Source organism: Candidatus Contubernalis alkalaceticus, assembly GCF_022558445.1.
Taxonomy (GTDB): domain Bacteria; phylum Bacillota; class Dethiobacteria; order SKNC01; family SKNC01; genus Contubernalis; species Contubernalis alkaliaceticus.
In genome coordinates this window covers 1,977,322-1,997,730 of record NZ_CP054699.1, presented here as the reverse complement: position 1 = coordinate 1,997,730, position 20,409 = coordinate 1,977,322, and the positions used below count along the sequence as shown (strand labels likewise).

The following is a 20,409-nucleotide window of genomic DNA, read 5'->3' as shown; positions in this document are numbered from 1 at the left end:
ATCTGTTGGTAAATATTGAAAATGGGATTTTTCATAATATAATTAGGGTAAGCTTTTAAAATCTGTAAATAATAATTTAAAGAGGAGGTTTATATCATGATGAATGACTTTTTTAATAAAACTATTCTTTTCGGCTTGGGAGCCATTTCTTTAACTAAGGAAAAAGCAGAAGAAATGGTGGATATGATGGTGAAAAAAGGAGAGGTTAATAAGGATGAAGCTCAAAAAGTAGTAAACGATTTTGTGGAAAAGGGGAAAAAAGAAAGAGAGGTATTACAAGAAACCATAAAAAATGAGTTAAATCAGATTTTAAACCAGGCTGAACTGGCCACCAAAGAAGATATTGGCAGGCTGGAGAATAAAATTGATGAGTTGAAAGGGCTGCTGGAATCAAAAATGTAAGGAATCGGAGAGTGACCCATGAGGCTGCAGAAACGCTATAAACATTTCCATCGATACAGAGAAATAGCTCAAACACTCACTAAGCATGGTTTTGGTTATTTAATTAAACAGCTGGGCCTGAAGGAATTTTTAAAGGGTTGGAGGACGGGAGGCAGTGAAGAAGGACATCAGTTATCTACAGCAGAAAGAATTCGCCTGGTTTTAGAGGAATTAGGGACTACTTTTATTAAGCTGGGGCAGATATTGAGTACTCGGCCAGACCTGATTCCTAAAGAAATAACTGATGAACTGTCTAAACTCCAGGACCAGGTTCCACCATTTCCCTTTTCGGAGGTCAGGAAACAGATTGAAACTGAACTGGGGGATACTTTAGAAAATCTTTTTAAAGAGATTGACCCAATTCCCTTGGCCGCCGCTTCTATTGGACAGGTTCATCGGGCCACTCTATTAGATGGGAAAAAGATGGTAGTAAAGGTCCAGAGACCAGATATAGAAGAAAATATTAAAATTGATTTGGAAATACTCTTTGATATTGCTCGATTGGTTGAAAAGCATACAGAGTGGTCGCAGTTTTTTAATTTTAAAGAGGCTGTTTTAGAATATGAAGACATTTTGTTAAATGAACTGGATTATCTTGTTGAGGGTCAAAACATTGATGTTTTTCAAAAAAACTTTAAAGACCAGGAAGAAGTTTGTATTCCTGAAGTGCATTGGGATTATACCACTCGAAGAGTTTTGACCATGGAGTATATCGAAGGAATAAAACTGGACAATGTCCAGAAGCTCTCTGAAAAGGGAGTGGACACTAAAAAGATTGCGCAGGTGCTGAGTAAATCGGTTTTTAAACAGATGCTGTACCATGGGTTTTTTCATGGGGACCCTCATCCCGGAAATATATTGGTTATAGACAATAATACAATTGCATTACTGGATTTTGGAATCGTTGGAATGATTGATGAGGAGATGAAAGAGCAGTTTTCCAACCTTTTGATTGCGCAGGTAAACAAGAATACGGAAGCGGTGATGAGGTCATTTTTAACTTTGGGCATTACTCCCCCGGATATAAACCGGCGTGAACTGAAACAGGATATAGAAAGAATGAGGTATAAATATTATGATCGTCCCCTGGATAAAATTAAAGTGGGGGATACCATGAAGGAATTCATGGAACTGGCTTATAAATATAAAATATTACTGCCGGCGGAATTCACATTAATGGGTAAGACTTTTGTCATTCTGGAGGGACAAATAACCAGGTTATCTCCCGAAACCAGCCTGATGGAGATTGCCGAGCCTTTTGGCAGGGAGTTAATTAAAGAAAGGTTTTCTTTTGGATATTTGAGAAAGACCCTGTCTAAAAATGTTCATGAATATGGACAGATATTGGGTGCACTTCCAAAACAAATTGTTGATTTAGTTGAAATAATGGAAAGGGGTCAATTCAAGGCAACCCTCAAGCATGATTATGATGAAAAAATTCTTATTAAAATTAGCCACATGGTAAACCGTCTGGCTTTCAGTATAGTATTAGCCAGTTTGATTATTGGTCTTTCCTATTTAATTCAGATAACAGAACAGTCAATTATTTGGAAACTGCCCGTGGCTGAAATTGGCTTTCTGATAGCGGGAGCCATGGGTTTTGGACTTCTAATTTCAATTATTCGTTCCGGCAGATTTTAAGTTTCCTTTGACATTTCTAAGTATCTGTGATAATAATATTAATAATACAATTGAACGGACGCGAATCGCTGGGATGCGAACCAGTACATTTATATGTGCTGGTTTTTTATTTTTCTCCCAAAGGAGGTAAGTTTTATGATATTAATGATTGATAATTATGATTCTTTTACCTTTAACCTGGTTCAATATCTCTTTGAATTGAATGAAGATGTGCTGGTTTACCGAAATGACAGGATTACTTTAGAACAGATTGAATTATTGAAGCCTGATCAAATCATTATTTCTCCAGGTCCCTGCACTCCTAATGAGGCGGGAATAACCCTACAGCTGATTGATCGTTTTGCTGGTAAAATCCCAATTTTGGGAGTATGCCTGGGTCATCAGTCTATGGGTCAAGTTTTTGGGGGGAATGTGGTTCGGGCCCCCAGGCTGATGCACGGTAAAACTTCTAAAATATTTCATCAGGGAAAGACTATTTTTAAAGGATTAAAAAATCCTCTAACAGTTACCAGATATCACTCATTAATCCTGGAACCTAATAGTTTACCCCAATGTTTTGAGGTTAGTGCCTGGACACAGCAGGGTGAAATCATGGGAATTACCCATAAGGATTATTTGCTGGAGGGAGTACAATTCCATCCCGAAGCAATTCTAACTGAGCAGGGACATGACCTGCTCCGAAACTTCCTGGATTTAAGCCGTGAAAGGAGTGCGGAACATATTGAAAGTTGCTGCAGCCGTAAAAGAACTAAAGCCTATAATATCTCCCTTTGATGTTTACTGTCACATAAAGGATAAACCCTATAGTTTTATTCTTGACAGCAGAATGGATCCAGACCGCCTGGGAAGGTATTCTTTTGTGGGGGCTGACCCCTTTGCTTTGTTCCGTTCCAAGGGAAACCAGGTATATATTTGGCAGGAAAAACAAGGAGAAACTCGCTTAATAGGCAGTCCCTTTAAACTGCTTAAGGAATTCTTAAACAACTACCAGATGATTACAGAGCTTCCCTCAGAAGTTCCTCCATTTTCCGGAGGAGCTGTGGGATACTTTGGTTATGAATTGGGAGAAGTAATTGAAGAACTGCCGGGAAACAGCTCTGATGATCTTATGCTGCCGGACTGTCTCTTGGGTTTTTACGATCGAATATATGCCTTTGATCATCTTTTAAATAAAGTTTTCATTTTTACCCTTGGCAGGTCAAAAACTGAGGAAGAAGCAGTAGTTAAGGCAGATGAAATGATGAAAGAATTTTCCAAAGAAATTGAAAACATTCAAGACCAGGGCGCTAAAGAACCTGACGTATTGAAAAAAGATCCGTTTCAAGAAAATAGTAAAGATGAAAAGAACTTCTGTGAAATTAAGCATAAACTAAAGTCCAATTTTACACGGGAACAATATTGCAGCACTGTTCAGAAGGTTAAACAATATATTGCTGCGGGGGACATTTACCAGGCCAATCTTTCCCAACGATTTGAAACAGACCTTACTATTAGTCCCTTTGACCTTTACTGCAGGTTAAGGACTATTAACCCTGCACCCTTTGCTTCTTTTTTAAATTTTGGTGATGTAGTGGTAGCCAGTGCATCTCCAGAAAGGTTTTTACTTTTGTCTGATAAAATCGTTGAAACCCGGCCCATTAAAGGTACCAGGCCCAGAAGCAGTGACCCTAAAAAAGACCTGGAGTATAGGGAAGAACTGCTGAATAGTGAAAAAGACCGGGCAGAACTGATTATGATTGTAGATTTAGAACGAAATGACCTGGGAAGAGTATGCCTTCCAGGTACGGTGAAAGTCACAGAATTATTCGCCCTGGAGGCCTATGCTACCGTATACCATCTGGTTTCTACTGTAACCGGAGTACTGCCGGAGGATAAAGATATTACAGATCTTCTCTATGCATCTTTTCCTGGAGGGTCAATTACCGGGGCCCCAAAAATTCGGGCTATGGAAATTATTGATGAGTTGGAGGGGTTGAAAAGAAACGTTTATACCGGTTCCATTGGTTATATCACCCTGGATGGAAAAGCTGACCTTAATATTGTCATAAGAACTTTTGTTGTTAAAAATAACAAGGTGTATTTTCAAGTAGGAGGAGGAATTGTTGCCGACTCTGAGCCGGAGAAGGAATATCAGGAAACATTGGACAAGGCTAAAGCTTTAATAGAAAGTCTTTCCATTTAAGTAATAAGATGTAGAATATCATTATCGCTTTCACACTATAACGTGCTAAAGTATTTACATTTCATGCTCTTAATAATTAATAAAATAATAATTACAACCGTGGAACACCTTGTATTATCAGGTTTTCCACGGTTTTTTTTGCAGTTGAAACCAGTTTGTCGAAAAATTTTTAAAAAATACTATAATTTGGCAGGAATTTTTAAATAGAGCTAGAATAACATATTAGGTTATAAATGGAATTCCGTATAAATTATGGGGGTGAAGGGTTATGAAGGAAATAAAATTTTTGCAAACTGGTGATATTCATCTGGAAACTGCTTTTACCGGGCAAAATTTTTCTTTGGAGATGGCCAGAAGAAGGAGAAATGAAATAAAGGAGGTCTTCAGCAGAATTATTAAAATTGCTGAAGAAAGTAAGGTTGATTTGATTTTAATTACCGGTGATTTGTTTGAACACAAGTTTGTTACCAAGTCGGTTATAAGATTTATGCAGAGAAAACTACTTAGGATTCCACATATTAAAGTATTTATTACTCCTGGAGATAGTGACCCAGCTCTTGCTGATTCTTATTATCGAACTTTTTGTTGGCCTAAGAATGTGCATATCTTTTTAGAAGACCATTGGAAATATGTTGACCTTCCTCATTTAAATCTTAGGGTTTATGGTTTTGGGTGGAATCAATGGGAAATTAAAAAGCCTCTTTTGAGGGAATTAAAAATTGAATCGGGGAATTGTCTTAATTTAGTTATGCTTCATGGAGACACTTTTGGTCGTTTGGGGGAATCTAATTCTTTACCTATCAGTGAAAGTGATTTACGGGAATGTAAAGCAGATTATGTTGCTCTAGGACATATACATCAAAATCATCGGGTACCCAGCAAAGGTAAAATTATTGCAAACTATGCGGGTTCTCCAGAACCTTTAGGGTTTGGGGAACCTGGTGAGCATGGGGTTTTGATGGGGGTTTTAAGTAAAAAAGGAGTTAATTTGAAATTCCTTTCTACCGCTAAAAGAACATATTTTGAAAATAAGTTTCGAATCACCAGTGAAATGAGTATTAAAGATATTTGTAATGGAATTAGAGACTCTGCAAAAAAAGAGGACAGAATGCACCATCTATATCGTTTAAAATTGACAGGAGAGAAAGATGAAGCTGTAAATCTCAGCAATGAGGTTTTTCAGGAACTTCTCAAAGATGATTATTTTTATCTGGAGGTTAAGGACTATACCAACCCGGACTATGATCTGGAGGCAGTGATTAGAGAAAACCTGCATACAGCCCCAGGCATTTTCACTTTAAAGATGAAAGAAGAAATAGACCGGGAAAAGGGTAGAGAGCGGGAAGTTATTAATAAAGCCCTATATTATGGATTGGATACTCTTTTAGGAAAGAAGGTGTCTTTGAGGTGATTATCAGGAAACTGGAATTAAATGGTTTTGGAAAGTTTAGAAATAAGGAAATTCAGCTTTCGGATGGGTTAAATGTTATTTACGGCCCTAATGAAGCCGGGAAATCAACTATGCAAAAATTTGTTGAGGGCATGTTTTTTGGTTTTAAAAAACCCTATAAAAGCCGCAGGGTATTTACCTATGAGCTGCTGGCTTACCAGCCTTGGGAAGGAGAACAGTACCAGGGGGCCCTGGAATTTGAAAATCAAGGAAAAGTATATCGGATTGACAGAAATTTTAAAGAGGATGACGTGATCATCGGAAATGCTCAAACAGGAGAAATCCTGAACAAAAAGTTTAAACAGCATAAAGGCACAAAAGAGTTTAACTTAGCAGAGACACATATGAATTTGAACCGAAATATATTCAGCAATACCATCAGCATAAGCCAAGGGGATTGTATTAGTGATGAAGAACTGACCCAGGAGATCTGTAGTAAACTTACAAATTTAAGTTATTCCGGAAGTGCAAATATATCCATTCGAAAAGCTTCAATGGAATTGGAAAGGGTTTTGAAAGAAGAAGTAGGTTCGGAAAAAGTGCTTAAAAGTCCTTTAGGACAACTGACCCGTCAGATTCAGCAGTTGGAAGAAGAAAAGGGTAGGCTTGAAACCATGGTGAACAGTATCCGCAGTTATGAACTGCAGTTGGCTGAAACTAGACCCATAATAATGGAAAGTATTGAGAAAAAAAGAAAAAAAGAAGAAGAAACAAAAAGGCTAAAAGATTCTCTTCTGGCTAAGAAATTAAAAAACATCAGAGAACAGGAAAAGAAAATTAAGAAGATAAACAGTATTATTTATGAGCTAGAGAAATATCGTTATTTCCCCATTCAACAACGGGAAAGGGTTGTTGAATTAAAAGAAGGTATAAAAAATGTAGAGAATAATTTAAAAGAAATCAATGAATCATTAAAGAAACAGAAACAATTAGTTAAGCAGCCCCGAAAATACATTGAAAAGAATGCACATTTTCAAGATTTAGATTTTGAAGCTGCCTCACTTATCAGCAGAGATTACGCTTTATATAAATCGTTTAATGATCAGTTAATTCAAAAAAAGAATTTCATGGAAAAAACAAAAGAATCTTTAAATGAAATATATGAAGAATTAAGTAAAGAATTTTGGAAAAAATGTGGCAATAAAGATTTATATGAAGCTGAAAAGCTGGAGGACAGCATAAATAGTCTGAAAAATTCTTCGTTGAAAAGTAAAATAGACCTTTTAGAAGAGAAAAAAAATATTTTAGAAAATCAGTTGAAAGGTTCCAAGAATTTGCTTCTTTTTGTCCTGTCTCTGGTGGGGGTAATATTGGTACCCACTGTTATGCTAAATCACCTGTTTGCTTTTATGATGACCGTCCCTTTTCTTTTATCGGTTAATGTATTCAAACAAAGAAATCAATTAGATCAAGACCTGCAAAAAATAACCAATGAGATGCAGGAGCTGATCGAACAAGATTGTGATGAGCAGGAGAATATTGAAGATATGCATAAGAAACTGGATAAAATACTTAAGAGGAATCAGGTTCAGAATCCCCGGGATTTGCGGTTAAAAATAAGTCAGTATGGTGTATTGCTGACTGAAAAGGATAGATTAGAAAAAGACCTGAAAGTTGTTAATAGAGAAATAAAAGACCTGTCTCAACGATATCGAGAGTTCGAGAATGATATTACTCATATGTTAGAGAAAGCCTCCTTGTGGAGAAAGGGAGAGGAAATTACCGAATTAAAGATTGAAGAGTTCAAAAATAGATTAAGTGACTATCAAAGTACTTTTAATATGCTGATGAACTCAGAAGAAAAAATAGTAGAACTGGAAAAAGCCAGCAACAAATATGAAGTAGAAATGTTTAATTTACAAGAAGAGTCGGAATATATATTTATATCTGCCGGAGTAAAATGTTTTGAAGAATATTTTGAAGGATGCCGTCGTCACCGAGAAGTTGAAATTCTGTTGGAACAAAGGTTAAAGTATGAAGAAGTCTTAAATGCACTGCTGGAGGGCACTTCCCTGCAGGAACTGAGAAAAGTAGACTTATCTTTGATAGATTCCCAAGAGGTTCAATCGGAGGTAAGTGAGGCACAAATTAAGATGAAACAGAGAGAGCTGGAAAAAATTAACGAAGAATTAACACGAATAAAAAGCAGACACGCAGAATTGGAAGCAAAAATTGAAGCTACTGTTAAAGATTATCGACCGTTGACTGAAGTGGAAGAACAGCTTTCTATAAAGATTATGGAGAGGGATAATCTTCGGGAACAGGGGGATGCGTTACGAGCTGCTATTAAAATGATAGAGATTGTAGCTAAAGAAATACACAGGGATTTTGCTCCAAAACTAAATGAAAAGGTCAGCAGTTTAATTTCAAAAATTACTAATAATCGGTATCAGCAGGTAAAAATTAGCAAAGAGATGGATATAACTGTAATGGCTCCCGAAACCGGCAAACATGTGAGTATTCATGATTTAAGCGGTGGCACCATCGACCAGTTTTATTTTTCAGTAAGAGTTATGATTGCGGACTTAGTGACTGGCAACAACAGCCTTCCATTAATTCTAGATGATTGTTTTGTGCAGTACGATAGGAAAAGATTAAATGAAGTTCTAAAGTGTTTGATTGAACTATCTAAAAAAAGACAGGTGATATTTTTTACATGCCATTCCCGGGAGATTGACATGTTAAGGGAAATCAAAGGTAAGTTTAAATTAATAGATTTGGAGGAACCAAAACTGTTGTTTCTGGACAGGCTTCATAAAAAAACAGAAAAAGCATAAATTCAATCCTATAGATATATATTATTAAAAGCCGGATAAAAGGTATTTCCGGCTTTTAATATGTTAAAATATCTTAAGGCAGGATTAAATTTGGTTTATATGGAAGGGATTTATGAAAAACTAATAGAAAAAATACATATAATAAAAGAGATTTATATTGGATAAAATTTAATAATAGAGATAGTATTCTTTATGGATACCTAAATTAAGAAGTAGTTATACCGGGAGGTATTTACATGAAAATAGGTATTTTTACAGACAGTTTTAGACCTTATAAAAGCGGTGTGGTTCGTTCTATCGAAAGCTTTTCAAGCCAGTTAACTTTAATGGGTCATGAAGTATATGTATTTGGCCCCGATTATCCCAATTGTGAAAAGGAAGATAGGGTGTTCCGTTTCATCTCCATTCCAGCTCCTACTCAACCTGACTTTACCCTGGCTATCCCTTTTTCACCTAAGTTAGGTAAAACTATTAAAGAACTGGGGATTGATATAATTCACCTTCAGTCTCCTTTTTTACTGGGACGTTTAGGCCTCAGATATGCTAAAAAGTATAATATTCCGCTAGTCTTTACGTATCACACCATGTACGACCAGTACGTGCATTATCTTCCTATTGCCAAAAACTTTTCCAAGGTATTGATGCAGAGATGGAGCAAGGATTTCTGCAACCATTGTGATTTAGTGATTACCCCCACTGAAATAGTGCAGGAACATATAAAAAGTTCCGGGGTAGAAGTTCCGGTAATTAATCTATCTACAGGTATAGATACAAAAGAATTTGAAGATACGGATTCCACTTGGCTGCGCAAGAATTTTGGGTTTAAAGACGATGAGACTATTTTGCTTCATATTGGCCGATTGGGGAAAGAAAAAAATGTATCTTTTCTTTTAAAAGCATTTAAGGAAATTTTGAATCATCAGCCTAAAGGAAAGTTAGTAATTGTGGGTGGAGGTCCAGATTTAAAAAATCTGCAGAATACAGCAGAAGATTTAAATATTCACGAAAATGTAATTTTTACTGGAATAATACCCAGAGAGCAGCTGATTAATGCCTACGCAGGAGCAGACATTTTTATATTTGCTTCCCTTACGGAAACTCAAGGATTGGTCTTATGTGAAGCAAAGGCGGCGGGACTTCCTGTGGTGGCTGTTAAGGCCCTGGGAGCCTCAGAAATGATTAATAATGGGTTGGATGGATATCTAACCAGTTATTCCCAGGGGCAATTCGTTGAAAAAGTACTGGTTCTTATGGAAAACCGGGAACTTAGGGAAGATATGAGTCAAAGGGCTAAAGAAAGTGCCTTTGAAATGTCTTCATACAATCAGACCAAAAAGCTTTTGAATGCCTATAAAGGTCTTCTGGAGTGGAAGAACAAGTATGCTTATATTAATGCAAAGTGAATAAATTTTTCTAAACTCTTGCCGCCATGAAGAGGATTAACTGTAAGGAGCGAAAAAGTAATATGAAGATAACTGTGCTGGGAAGCTCGGGACCTTATCCTGATGCGGGGGGAAACTGTTCCGGATACCTTTTGGAGGGCAGTGAAACAAAAGTAATGTTGGACTGCGGTAATGGAACCTTTAGCGTTCTTCAAAATTATACTGATTTTTTTGAATTGGATGCTGTCATTCTTTCACATCTTCATATGGACCATATTGCCGATTGCTTTGTAGTCCGCTATGCCTTTGAAACGGCGCAGGTACTGGGCAAAAGAAAGGACCCCTTAAAAATATATGCTCCGGCCAAACCCTTTGAGCTGTATAATATGTTGAAGTATAAAGATGTTGTTGAGTTATTTCCTATAGACCACCGCTTACAATTATCTATTAAGGAATTTGAATTAAGTTTTCTCCCTACGGTTCATTCTTTGTACTGCTGTGCGGTTAAAGTGAATCAAGGTAACAGTAAAATGGTATATTCGGCGGATACAGAGTATTTTGACGGGTTGGCAGATTTTGTCAGGGGGGCAAACCTGTTTCTTTGTGAAGCTAATTATACTTCAGAGGATCTTTCTCTGGGCAGGAAAAATCACCTGGCGTCTTTTCAATCTGCTCAAATTGCAAAAAAGGCTGAAGTGGATAGATTATTATTGACACATTTGCATCCTAAAAATGCACGATCTGTAGTCCTTTCTGAGGCAGTGGAGGAATTTGCCGAAACGGAGCTGGCAGAAGAGGGTTTGATTTTTAAGGTTTAACAACTTCGGAGGCATTATATAATTTGGATAAATCATAGAAAAGTGTGGGGGAGAAATATATGGAGGGGATTTGTTATTTTAATGGAAATTATATAAACAGTGAAGAAGTGATGATTTCAGCCTCTGATCGGGGCTTTCTTTATGGAGATGGTTTATTTGAAACCCTCCGAGTCTATCAAGGAAAAGTTTTTTTGGCTGAACAGCACCTGACCCGTTTGTTTAGAGCATCCTCACTACTGCAAATTCCTATAGACAAAGATATGAAAAAATATGATGAGATATTTAAAAAAGTAATTAGAATGAATCAGTTAGGGGAGGGGTTTTTACGGCTCAGCCTTTCTAGAGGGGTGGGAAAAAGGGGACTGCTTCCTCAAGATTCTACCAACTCTGTGGTAATAGTGGTGCCTAATTTTACAATACCGTATAGTGAGGAAACATACTTAAAGGGTTTTACTGCAGTTATTATAAACAATACCCGTAGGAATCCTTTTTCACCTCTATCCAAACTAAAAACCTTAAACTATCTGGATAATATAATAGCAAAAATGGAAGCAGAAGAAAGGAAGGCGGAGGAGGGTCTCCTTCTAAATGTTTTTGGGAACTTGTCTGGAGGCACAGTGAGCAACTTATTTATTATAAAAAACCGGATTCTGTTTACTCCTACTTTAAATTGCGGAATATTAAACGGAATCACCAGGCAGAGAGTAATAGAGTTGGCGGCAAGAAAAAATATTGAGATAAAGGAAAAATCTCTAAATCCCAACCGGCTTTTTGATGCACAGGAGGCTTTTTTAACCAATTCATTAATGGAAATTATGCCCCTGGTTCAGGTTGACGGCAACCTGGTGGGTAATGGAGAACCGGGACCCATAGCCCGGCTCTTAAGAAGTGAATATAAAAAGTCTATTGTAAATCTTCGTTCTGTTTGAACTTGAAATAGTTTTCTGCTATGATTGAAACTTTGTGTGCCACATCTAAGGCATCCCTACCAAAAATTCGGATCATTCCTTCTTTCCCGAAACCACCTTTATCATAAATAGCATCTGGGACAAAACCTGTCCCCCTTAAAACAGTATCTGTTCCCCACTCGGCGTTTTCATACTGGGAATCCAGGGCTAAATTCGGTGGTTCTTCTTCCCGTTTAAAACTTTCCACGATAAACCCTGCTTTTCTCACGGTTTTGATTATGTCCGTGCTGTATTTTATATTCATAGTTGAACGCCAAGCAAAATTGTTTTTGGTAACAGCCAGAATTACCCGGGACATCCAGCGGGAACAATTAAATTGTGGTTCTGCCAGGGTGGTGATTTTATTACCTAATTTAATAATTCTGCCGGGAAATGCAGCAACTTCATCAATGCTGGAGGCTTTTGGCAGAGCCATTACCAGGTTAGATTGTACTTCTGGAATCAGGGGGGTTATGGGAACACTTTTTAAAATTAAAAGGGCTTTATTTAAATTTTCTAGAATTTCTGTCTTTTCTCTTTCATTTAATATTTCTGCCAGGGGCTGAACCGGGCCATATCCCAGTCCGGGTTTGTATGAATATTTTATGGCTGTGGTAATAAAATATTTGCTTTTTTCCACTGCTTTTAATACATCATATTCCAGGGCCAGGTAAGAGGCCAGGGCAGCGGAAAAAGTACAGCCGGTACCATGGGTGTTCTTGGTATCTACCAGGGGTGCTTCAAAGGAATGAATATCCTTTCCGTCATAAAGTATGTCTATGGCTTTGTTTTGATGAGTAAGATGTCCCCCTTTTATTATCACATATTCAGGCCCATATTCTTTGATAATTTTTGCCGCCTTTCTTACTCCCTCCATATCATTTATTTCCATATCAGCCAGGATTTCAGCTTCATCAATGTTAGGTGTAATGATCAGGGATAGAGGAAGCAGTTTCTCTTTTAATATTTTAACTGCCTGTGATTTCAGCAGCGGATCACCGCTTTGAGCCACCATTACAGGGTCTACTACAAGGTTTTTCAATTGATATTTATTAATGATATTTGATACTGTTTGGATAATTTCATTGTTGGCCAGCATACCGGTTTTTAAGGCAGAGACTTTAAAGTCTTTTAAAACTGCTTCTAACTGAGCTTCCACAAAATCTCCCGGGGTTTCCCTTATTCCCATTACACCCAGGCTATTTTGGGCGGTCAATGCAGTGATCGCCGAAAGGCCGTGGAGACCTAAAGCAGCAAACGTTTTAAGGTCTGCCTGGATTCCTGCACCGCCACCAGAATCAGAACCGGCTATGGTAAGAACTTTTTTCATGTTTTTTATCCTCATTTCTTTAACTATTTTCACCAATTAGTATTGATAATATGGCTCTTTACAATTTGCAGCTGGACAGCTGCCTGTATATCTAGGGTACATTATAATAAAAAATGATTCAACAAAAAAACTAACAAAAATAAATTTTTATTAGTTTTTTAGGAAATAATAAAAATAAAAATATTTAAAAAATATTTATGAAAAACTTGTGGAAGACCTTGGTATGTGGTATTGTAGACATAACGATTAAAAAGTGAAGATTGCTGTTCTCATCCATGTTAAAAAAACATAAGGGTGGAAGGGCTTAAGATTCCACTTTTTAATGAATAATTTTTTTAAGGAGGCCCAAGATTTGGAAGAAGGAAAAGTAAAATGGTTTAGTACAGAAAAAGGTTATGGATTTATTGAAAGGGAGCAGGGTGGCGATGTCTTTGTTCACTTTTCTGCCATCGAAGGGGATGGGTTTAAAACCCTGGAAGAAGGACAGAGAGTAAGTTTTGAGGTTGTTGAAGGCAGCCGTGGACCCCAGGCCGCCAATGTTAACATTCTCTAAATATTGTTAAACAGATGATTAAAGCATTTTCTGGATTTTTCGGAGAATGCTTTATTCTTGTACAGCAGTTATGCAAGCATTTAAAATAAAAAAAACCGCCTCAGAACGTATAAGGCGGCTGTTACAGGTAGTTTAGAGTTGTACCTTTGCATATTGCTGTTGTGCCCTGGCGATTTCAGACATATCCGCATTCTGCACTTGATACCAACCTTTTTGACTCATGGTGTCAAACATTTGCTTTTGGCAGTTGTACATATCCTGAAGGACATTTATGTAGTCATTTCTTAAGTTTTGATTTTGTGCTTCGGTAATATATGTGTTAATACTGCTGCACATTAACTTGTAGTCATTTAAAATGGAATTGGCAATATCCTGGTCTTTCATAGCAGGCATTTCATTTACCCTCCTTTTATTGTAAATTTTTATCTTTGATATGTTTAACTATAGTTTGAAAGTTATTTTTGTGGTTTTGAATGAATTGTCCACAAATGTTTTTAACTTCTGGATCTACAGCCATTTCTTGACACTGGGTTAATTTTTTAACCATTAATTCTTCCATATTTAGATGATCCTCCAGGTGCATAAGCTCTTTACCACTTAGATGATGCATTAAATCCCTCCTTTCTTTAAACTTTATTATTCCTTGAAGAATTGCAATATATACATTTCATATCCATAATAAAAAACCCCTGTAATTAGGGGTTTTTCAAAATAACTGGCTAAAAAAAATTATCGTTTCATGTCTTTTTTAATGCTGTTTTTTGGATCAGATATTTTAGGATTGGTACTGGTGTTTAAGTTCCTGGCAAAATTTTGGACAGGCTGCAGACCTGTTTTTAAATTGCTGGATTGAGGATTGGTATCAGTATTAATACTTATGCTTACATTAGAACCCTGTAATCCTTTTGTAAGGTCACTGGATTTTGGGTTTGTGTTTGTGTTGATACTTTGTCTGGCCTGAAAGCCTTCCTGAATTCCGGAAGAAATACTGCTGACTTGGGGATTAGTGTTGGTATTGACTTGGCTTCCCATTTGAGGGTTGCTCTGCATCCCCATGTTTAAGTTCATATTCCCGCCTAAGGTTGGACTGGCTTCCATGTTTTCATCGTGTATTCTTGGAACTTTGTACATTCCCTGCTGTTTCATATATTGAAAGAGCTGTTCTTGAGCGTTTATACTTTGATTTAAAAAATCTTTAAAGTTGTTCCGGAAATAGGGTTCCGAAGATTCCAGTACCGCATAGGCGTAACCTGTAACACTCATATTGATGTCCTTTAACAGGTCTCCTGCCATATCATTTTCTGTCAGGAATTGGTTCGTATTCATTTTTCAAACCCCCTCTTATTGTTTTATGATAATAAATGTCCTCCGCCGGCTTCCCTGAGATCTTGGGAGAGACGGTCGGCTCTGTTCTGACATTGGGATCCTATATCCTGAATTATGCTTTTTAAAGACTGATCCTGAATTTGATTCGAAAAGACCTGACATTTTTTGCTGCAGAGACTTTCATTTTGGTACTGCTCGTAAAGAGCCATAAATTCTGCTTTGCCTACATTTTTATTGATTTGTACAGACATGATATTCACTCCTTTCGTTTCTTTAATATTTTTACCGTGTGGAAAGTTTATATACTCATTAAAAAAAGGCAGATTTTAAAATATACGAAATAAGGATAAGGTTTTTTAGTGTGAAAATAATAAAGATAACAACAAGTAATTGATTTAGGTTATAATTATAGTAGAAATATTTACCTTAAAATTATTTTAATTTGATCATTAGAGAGATTAGAGGAGTAGATAAGAGGGAACAGGGGCCTGTAAGTTTTTTGAGACAAGTAAAAAAAATGAGGGATTGATTATGAGGGAATTGATAGTTAGAGTATTAATTGAAAATACAGTGACCAGCAAAGGGCTCTTGGCGGAACATGGGCTGTCATTTTATATTCGTAAAGATAGTCAAAGCTTTATATTTGACAGCGGACAGGGGTTAGGTCTGAAAAACAATATTCGGCAGTTGGGGTTAAACCTTAGAAATGTATCTTCAGTAATCTTATCTCATGGACATTATGACCATACCGGTGGAGTTGGGGTTCTACTTGAGGCTAATCCTAATCTAACCTTTCGGGGCCATTTAGATTTATTGAACAAAAAATATAAAGTTCAGGGGAACGAATTTATAGAAATTGGGATTCCTCATGAGATTAAGAATCAAATTTCTGAAAATATTATTTTTAATACGGAAACTGTAGAAATAGAGGATTGTATTTTTCTATCTGGAGAACTGCCTTATGGTATTTTTAAGAATCAAGAAGGAATTTTTAAGATTTGGAATGATGAATATGTAGAGGATACCTTCCGGGATGAACAAGTACTATATATAAAAACACCTCAGGGTTTGGTGGTTTTTTCAGGATGTTCCCATAACAGCATAACTTTAACCTTACAGCACATTAAAAGGATTACCGGAGAAAAAATATACGCTGTGATGGGTGGCTTTCATTTAAACGGATTGAAAGATGAAGAAATAATTAAAATCGTCAGGGAAATGGAGAAACTTGAGGTAGAATTCTTTGGCCTCTGCCACTGTACAGGGTTAAAGGCGTTTTGCCTTTTTAAACAAAAATTTAAGGAGAAAGTATTTGCCTGCCCTGTCGGTACTGAAATAAATTTATTGACATTGTAATTGTAAAAAGAAAAAAAAGGAGGGGCATTACCCCCTTTTATGCAGCATATCCTTATTCATCATGTCTCCCACCATTTTCCCTAACAGAAATGCAGCCAGGGGCAATGCAATCAAAACAGACCAGTTCTTATTCCGCTTTTTATCCATACTAAGAAACATATTGATCCCTCCTTTATGTTATTATTTTGCTATATAAATGAAAAAATAATCCTGTTAAATATTATCTATAAGCAGGTGGGGATAGGGCTTGTCTTGTGAAAGGTGTTTGAAGTTGGAAAAAAAATTTATATAGGGGGCTTTTAGGGAATGGATTTTTTTACCATATTATTAATCGTATTTGTTTTATTTGTATCTGTGTCCGGTTTTTTTGGGGTTTCTTCATGAGGGAAGGATTCCGCACAAGGTTCTTGTGCAGTCAAATCAGATGAGAATCGCCTGCATTTAAAAGATGAGGAGGAACAACAAGAAGAAGAAAAAGAAGAGCAGGACACTCTTTAATTTGGAGGAGAGAGAAATGAACGTTTTAAAAAAAAGAATATTGGCGGTAGATGTAGGAGGAGGTACCCAGGATATACTGGTGTACGATCCTGCTTACCCCATGGAAAACTGTTACAAGATGATTTTGCCTTCCCAAACGGTGGTATTGGCCAGAAAAATAAGAAAACTAACAAATGATAATAAACCGCTATTTTTAAACGGAGACGTGATGGGAGGCGGACCTTGTGTGCGGGCGCTGAAAAATCACTTGAATAAAGGACTTAAGGTATACGCCACTGCACAGGCGGCAAAAACCATAAAAGATGATCCGAAAAAGGTTAAAGACTTGGGAGTGGAAATAACTTACAGCGCTCCTGCCGGCGTGGAAAACCTGCAAATGGGAGATATTGACCTGGATTCTTTAAGAAAGATATTTAATAATTTTGAAATAGAAATGCCTGAGGTTTTTGCCGTTGCTGTTCAGGATCATGGAGAGTCTTTGGATATGAGCAACCGGCTTTTTAGATTTAAACACTGGAAGAGATTTATTAAAGAAGGTGGAGAAATTAAAAACCTTGCATATTATAGTGTCCCTTCCTATCTAACCCGGATGCAGTCGGTCCAGAGGCTTTTGCCCGGGGCTTTGATGATGGATACTTGTTCCGCTGCAGTCTGGGGAGCCTTAGAGGATAAGGAGATTTCCGGGCATAGGGAAAATGGATTAACCTTGATAAATATGGGAAACCAGCATACCTTTGCGGTACTGCTCCGGGGCTCTGCAATTCATGGCTTGTTTGAACATCATACAGGGATATTAAACCCTTCCCAAATTGATTATTATGTAAAAAAACTTCAGGATTTTTCTCTAACTCATGATGAAGTCTTTGACAGTGGGGGGCACGGGTGTTATATCAGTGAAGAGATTCAAGGAGATTTCAGTTTTACTGCTGTCACCGGACCCCAGAGGAATCTGGCTGTTGAACTGGGATATTATCCTGCAGCACCTTATGGGGATATGATGCTGACCGGTCCTTTCGGGTTGGTATCAGCAGCTCTATCGGTTCAACCATAATTGATATAATTGGCTTGATTAAAAAGGCAGGTCCTATTTATTCCTGGTTTGCGCTTGCTTCTGAATATTTTATGATTTTATGAAAAAAATAAGTTTAACACAATAAGATTTATTAGATTTTAGGGAGGTGGATATGTGGCTATATTACAGATAAATGTGGTTCCATTGGGGACTGATGAGGCCAGTATAAGTTCATTTGTAACCAAGGCCTGTAAGGCTGCCCAGGAAATGGGTTTAAAATATGAAGTGAATGCCATGTCAACCATTATTGAAGGGGATCAAGATGAGCTTTTTGAGGCCGCCAAAAGAATGCACGAAATTACTTTGAAGATGGGTGCCGAGAGAGTAATCACATCTTTTTCATTGGATGAAAGAATTGATAAATCAACAGACATGGAAAATATGGTTGAAGCGGTAATTGATCCTATGGAATAAGTCCCTTTAGGGACTTATTTTTAAGTGCGGGGATAAGTCCTTTCTCAAAAATTATCCTCATCGGTTCTATTAAGGTTATTTCCCAGTTGGAGAGATAAATACTTTAATTTTCCATATGAATAATGATATAATATTTATTGTAGGGATTGGAGTGGTTTTATTTTGATACTTCTGGGAATCGGTGAGAAAATAGAAACTTTGGGAAAAGCAGGTTTCTATAAGTGTCCTAACTGCCATAATGAGTGCCTTTTTAATATCGTGGAAATAAAAAAGAGGCTGGGCCTTTTTTTCATCCCGGTTTTAAGTTGGGATAAAAAATATTTTTTAAGTTGTACCATTTGTAAGTATGGATACCAGCTGAAACAGGAGGAATTAAAAGACTATAAATTTATTCAAAATATCTGACTGTACGGGAGGAATATATCATTTTACGTCTAGGTTGTCATCTGTCGATTGCTAAAGGATTGGACAAAACCGCAAAGATGGCCGGGGAAGTCCGAGCAAACACCTTTCAATATTTTACACGGAATCCCAGAGGAGGCGCCGCTAGAAAAATATCTGAAGAGGAAATTAAGCTGTGGAAAGAGGTAAGGGCAGCAGAAAACCTCTACCCCATTGTGGGACATCTTCCCTACGTAGTAAATTTGGCTACTCCTAAAGAAGGGATACATAAATTTGCCAGCAAAGTGCTTCTGGAGGATTTAGAAAGAATGGAGGCCATTGGGGCAGAATACCTGGTTGTGCATCCCGGCAGCCATCTGGGGGAGGGAAAAGAAAAGGGCATTTATCGAATCATAAAAGCCTTGGAAGAATCTTTATTGCAATTTTCCGGGAAAACCTCCCTTCTTCTGGAAACCATGGCTGGGCAGGGAAGTGAAGTGGGAAGCCTGAAGGATATTCGTGCCATTATGGAGGGGTTGGGGAATCCTGAAAGTTTGGGAGTCTGCCTTGATTCCTGTCATCTTTTTGCCGCCGGTTATGATTTTAGAAGCAGCCAGGGATTAGAGATATTAATAGAAGAAATCCATGAGATGTTCGGTCTGGACAAAGTGAAAGTTTTTCACCTTAATGACTGTAAGTTTCCTTTGGGCAGCAAAAAGGATCGACATGAAAGGTTGGGGCAGGGATACATAAAGAAAGAGGGATTTTTGAATATATTAAGTAACCCTGCTTTTCAAGAAGTTCCGTATATTATCGAGACCCCTGTTGAAAATTATAAAGAGTATGGTGAGGAAATAGAGCAAGTCTATTCTTGGCTGGAGTAAGTCCACGGGAACTAATCAAACTTAGATAATTAATTTTTTCTCCCGGGTAGTGATTACTATTCTTTTAACTATTACATTTTAAAAGAAAGGAGGGGAAAGAAATTAACCCTAAAGATTTAATGGTTTATATTAAGACTGGCTGTCCGCATTGTCAGAAATTAATGGAGGATTTAAAAAGTAAAAGTATATCCTATGTAGAGATTGACGTTTCTAAAGACCAGGATGCCAAATCTTTTGTCAAAGATATTTTAAAGGTAGACAAGGTGCCGGTAGTGATTAAAGAAGGTAAGGTAGAGTCTGTTGGGTTCGAGGGAAAAGGCTGAAAAATATAAGTAAACAGCCTTGCGCTGTTAAATAATTTTCTTGTTGGAGGTTTTCTAAATGAAAATAGGTGTAATTAGTGATACCCATGGTTCTCTCGATGCCTGGAATAAGGCAATGGAACATTTTGCGGGGTGTCAGTTCATTCTTCATGCGGGAGATGTCCTTTATCACGGACCCAGGAACCCTCTGCCTCAGGGTTATGACCCCAAGGAACTGGCAGCAGCTTTAAATAATTCCCCCATACCGGTATTTGTGGTCAGGGGAAACTGTGATGCAGAAGTAGAGGAGGTAATGCTAGAGGTTCCTATTATGAGCCCTTATTTCTTCTGCAGTTTGGAGGGCCTTCAGATATTAATGCTGCATGGGACAAACTGTTCAGAAGAGCAGCTTTCTGAACTGGGAAATAAATATAATGCTGACATCTTAGTTTTTGGGCATATACATACTCCCACTGCCAATCTTTCAGGAAATACCATATTGTTTAATCCCGGCTCACCTTCCATTTCTTTTCATACGGAACCTACGGTAGGAATTATCGATACTGAAGAAAAGAAAGCAAGAATTATAACTCTGGATAAAGGGGAGCCTTTTAAAGAGATATCATTTTAAGAACGTATTAAAACAGTGTAGAGA

Annotated in this window: 23 protein-coding genes; 17 read left to right on the top strand and 6 right to left on the bottom strand. The window is 37.3% G+C overall.

The window, feature by feature from the left end:
* Positions 1-96 precede the first annotated feature (96 nt).
* From HUE98_RS09930 to HUE98_RS09890, 9 genes are all read left to right on the top strand, one after another.
* Positions 97-402, top strand: a complete 306-nt coding sequence (locus HUE98_RS09930) for a phasin family protein (RefSeq protein WP_241420503.1) — start codon at positions 97-99, stop codon at positions 400-402.
* A gap of 18 nt (positions 403-420) precedes the next feature.
* The gene (locus HUE98_RS09925; RefSeq protein WP_241420502.1) at positions 421-2,082 is read left to right on the top strand and encodes an ABC1 kinase family protein; all 1,662 of its coding nucleotides are present in this window, start codon (positions 421-423) and stop codon (positions 2,080-2,082) included.
* A gap of 135 nt (positions 2,083-2,217) precedes the next feature.
* Entirely contained in the window at positions 2,218-2,856 is a 639-nt protein-coding gene (locus HUE98_RS09920; RefSeq protein WP_241420501.1) for an anthranilate synthase component II, read from the top strand.
* Positions 2,804-4,264 carry an aminodeoxychorismate synthase component I gene (gene pabB, locus HUE98_RS09915; RefSeq protein ID WP_241420500.1) on the top strand — a complete coding sequence of 487 codons (1,461 nt, stop codon included), beginning with the start codon at positions 2,804-2,806 and terminating at the stop codon, positions 4,262-4,264. The genes HUE98_RS09920 and pabB overlap by 53 nt, the downstream gene beginning before the upstream one ends.
* 268 nt (positions 4,265-4,532) lie before the next feature.
* Positions 4,533-5,675, top strand: a complete 1,143-nt coding sequence (locus tag HUE98_RS09910; protein WP_241420499.1) for a metallophosphoesterase family protein — start codon at positions 4,533-4,535, stop codon at positions 5,673-5,675.
* Positions 5,672-8,491: an AAA family ATPase gene (locus HUE98_RS09905; RefSeq protein WP_241420498.1), complete on the top strand. Its 2,820-nt coding sequence runs from the start codon at positions 5,672-5,674 to the stop codon at positions 8,489-8,491. The genes HUE98_RS09910 and HUE98_RS09905 overlap by 4 nt, the downstream gene beginning before the upstream one ends.
* Before the next feature lie 236 nt (positions 8,492-8,727).
* Positions 8,728-9,894: a glycosyltransferase family 4 protein gene (locus HUE98_RS09900; protein WP_241420497.1), complete on the top strand. Its 1,167-nt coding sequence runs from the start codon at positions 8,728-8,730 to the stop codon at positions 9,892-9,894.
* 62 nt (positions 9,895-9,956) lie between these two features.
* A complete protein-coding gene (locus HUE98_RS09895) occupies positions 9,957-10,691 on the top strand; it encodes an MBL fold metallo-hydrolase (protein ID WP_241420496.1) in 735 nt (244 codons plus the stop codon).
* Positions 10,692-10,750: 59 nt separating this feature from the next.
* The gene (locus HUE98_RS09890; RefSeq protein WP_241420495.1) at positions 10,751-11,620 is read left to right on the top strand and encodes an aminotransferase class IV; all 870 of its coding nucleotides are present in this window, start codon (positions 10,751-10,753) and stop codon (positions 11,618-11,620) included.
* On the opposite strand, the gene thiD is transcribed toward HUE98_RS09890, so the two are convergent.
* Positions 11,595-12,968, bottom strand: coding sequence for a bifunctional hydroxymethylpyrimidine kinase/phosphomethylpyrimidine kinase (gene thiD, locus HUE98_RS17795; protein WP_318036491.1), 1,374 nt, complete (start codon positions 12,966-12,968; stop codon positions 11,595-11,597). The two genes, HUE98_RS09890 and thiD, sit on opposite strands and share 26 nt — an antisense overlap.
* A 352-nt stretch (positions 12,969-13,320) precedes the next feature.
* On the opposite strand from thiD, the gene HUE98_RS09875 reads away from it, so the two are divergent.
* Positions 13,321-13,521, top strand: coding sequence for a cold-shock protein (locus HUE98_RS09875; protein ID WP_241420494.1), 201 nt, complete (start codon positions 13,321-13,323; stop codon positions 13,519-13,521).
* Positions 13,522-13,653: 132 nt separating this feature from the next.
* Here HUE98_RS09875 and HUE98_RS09870 read toward each other — a convergent pair whose 3' ends face one another.
* The 4 genes from HUE98_RS09870 to HUE98_RS09855 all read right to left on the bottom strand — a co-directional run bounded on the left by HUE98_RS09870 (position 13,654) and on the right by HUE98_RS09855 (position 15,098).
* The gene (locus HUE98_RS09870) at positions 13,654-13,914 is read right to left on the bottom strand and encodes a spore coat protein (RefSeq protein ID WP_241420493.1); all 261 of its coding nucleotides are present in this window, start codon (positions 13,912-13,914) and stop codon (positions 13,654-13,656) included.
* A gap of 16 nt (positions 13,915-13,930) precedes the next feature.
* The gene (locus HUE98_RS09865; RefSeq protein ID WP_241420492.1) at positions 13,931-14,131 is read right to left on the bottom strand and encodes a hypothetical protein; all 201 of its coding nucleotides are present in this window, start codon (positions 14,129-14,131) and stop codon (positions 13,931-13,933) included.
* 119 nt (positions 14,132-14,250) lie between these two features.
* Positions 14,251-14,847, bottom strand: a complete 597-nt coding sequence (locus HUE98_RS09860) for a spore coat protein (protein WP_241420491.1) — start codon at positions 14,845-14,847, stop codon at positions 14,251-14,253.
* Between the two features lie 23 nt (positions 14,848-14,870).
* Positions 14,871-15,098, bottom strand: a complete 228-nt coding sequence (locus tag HUE98_RS09855; RefSeq protein ID WP_241420490.1) for a hypothetical protein — start codon at positions 15,096-15,098, stop codon at positions 14,871-14,873.
* Positions 15,099-15,378: 280 nt separating this feature from the next.
* Between HUE98_RS09855 and HUE98_RS09850 the strand changes: the two genes are divergently transcribed.
* Complete coding sequence (locus HUE98_RS09850; RefSeq protein ID WP_241420489.1) at positions 15,379-16,203, top strand: MBL fold metallo-hydrolase; 825 nt, start codon at positions 15,379-15,381, stop codon at positions 16,201-16,203.
* A gap of 27 nt (positions 16,204-16,230) precedes the next feature.
* Here HUE98_RS09850 and HUE98_RS17650 read toward each other — a convergent pair whose 3' ends face one another.
* A complete protein-coding gene (locus HUE98_RS17650) occupies positions 16,231-16,362 on the bottom strand; it encodes a hypothetical protein (RefSeq protein ID WP_277623662.1) in 132 nt (43 codons plus the stop codon).
* 355 nt (positions 16,363-16,717) lie between these two features.
* Here HUE98_RS17650 and HUE98_RS09845 point away from each other — a divergent pair, with 355 nt between their 5' ends.
* The 6 genes from HUE98_RS09845 to yfcE all read left to right on the top strand — a co-directional run bounded on the left by HUE98_RS09845 (position 16,718) and on the right by yfcE (position 20,385).
* Entirely contained in the window at positions 16,718-17,752 is a 1,035-nt protein-coding gene (locus HUE98_RS09845) for a DUF1786 domain-containing protein (RefSeq protein WP_241420488.1), read from the top strand.
* 135 nt (positions 17,753-17,887) lie between these two features.
* Positions 17,888-18,187 (top strand): MTH1187 family thiamine-binding protein, encoded by a 300-nt coding sequence (locus HUE98_RS09840; protein ID WP_241420487.1) that lies wholly within the window; start codon positions 17,888-17,890, stop codon positions 18,185-18,187.
* Positions 18,188-18,349: 162 nt separating this feature from the next.
* Positions 18,350-18,592, top strand: coding sequence for a zinc-ribbon domain-containing protein (locus HUE98_RS18115; protein ID WP_407080258.1), 243 nt, complete (start codon positions 18,350-18,352; stop codon positions 18,590-18,592).
* A complete protein-coding gene (locus HUE98_RS09835) occupies positions 18,574-19,452 on the top strand; it encodes a deoxyribonuclease IV (protein ID WP_318036554.1) in 879 nt (292 codons plus the stop codon). The genes HUE98_RS18115 and HUE98_RS09835 overlap by 19 nt, the downstream gene beginning before the upstream one ends.
* A 119-nt stretch (positions 19,453-19,571) precedes the next feature.
* Positions 19,572-19,775, top strand: a complete 204-nt coding sequence (locus HUE98_RS09830; protein WP_407080257.1) for a glutaredoxin family protein — start codon at positions 19,572-19,574, stop codon at positions 19,773-19,775.
* A gap of 58 nt (positions 19,776-19,833) precedes the next feature.
* Positions 19,834-20,385 (top strand): phosphodiesterase, encoded by a 552-nt coding sequence (gene yfcE, locus HUE98_RS09825; RefSeq protein WP_241420484.1) that lies wholly within the window; start codon positions 19,834-19,836, stop codon positions 20,383-20,385.
* Positions 20,386-20,409 lie beyond the last annotated feature (24 nt).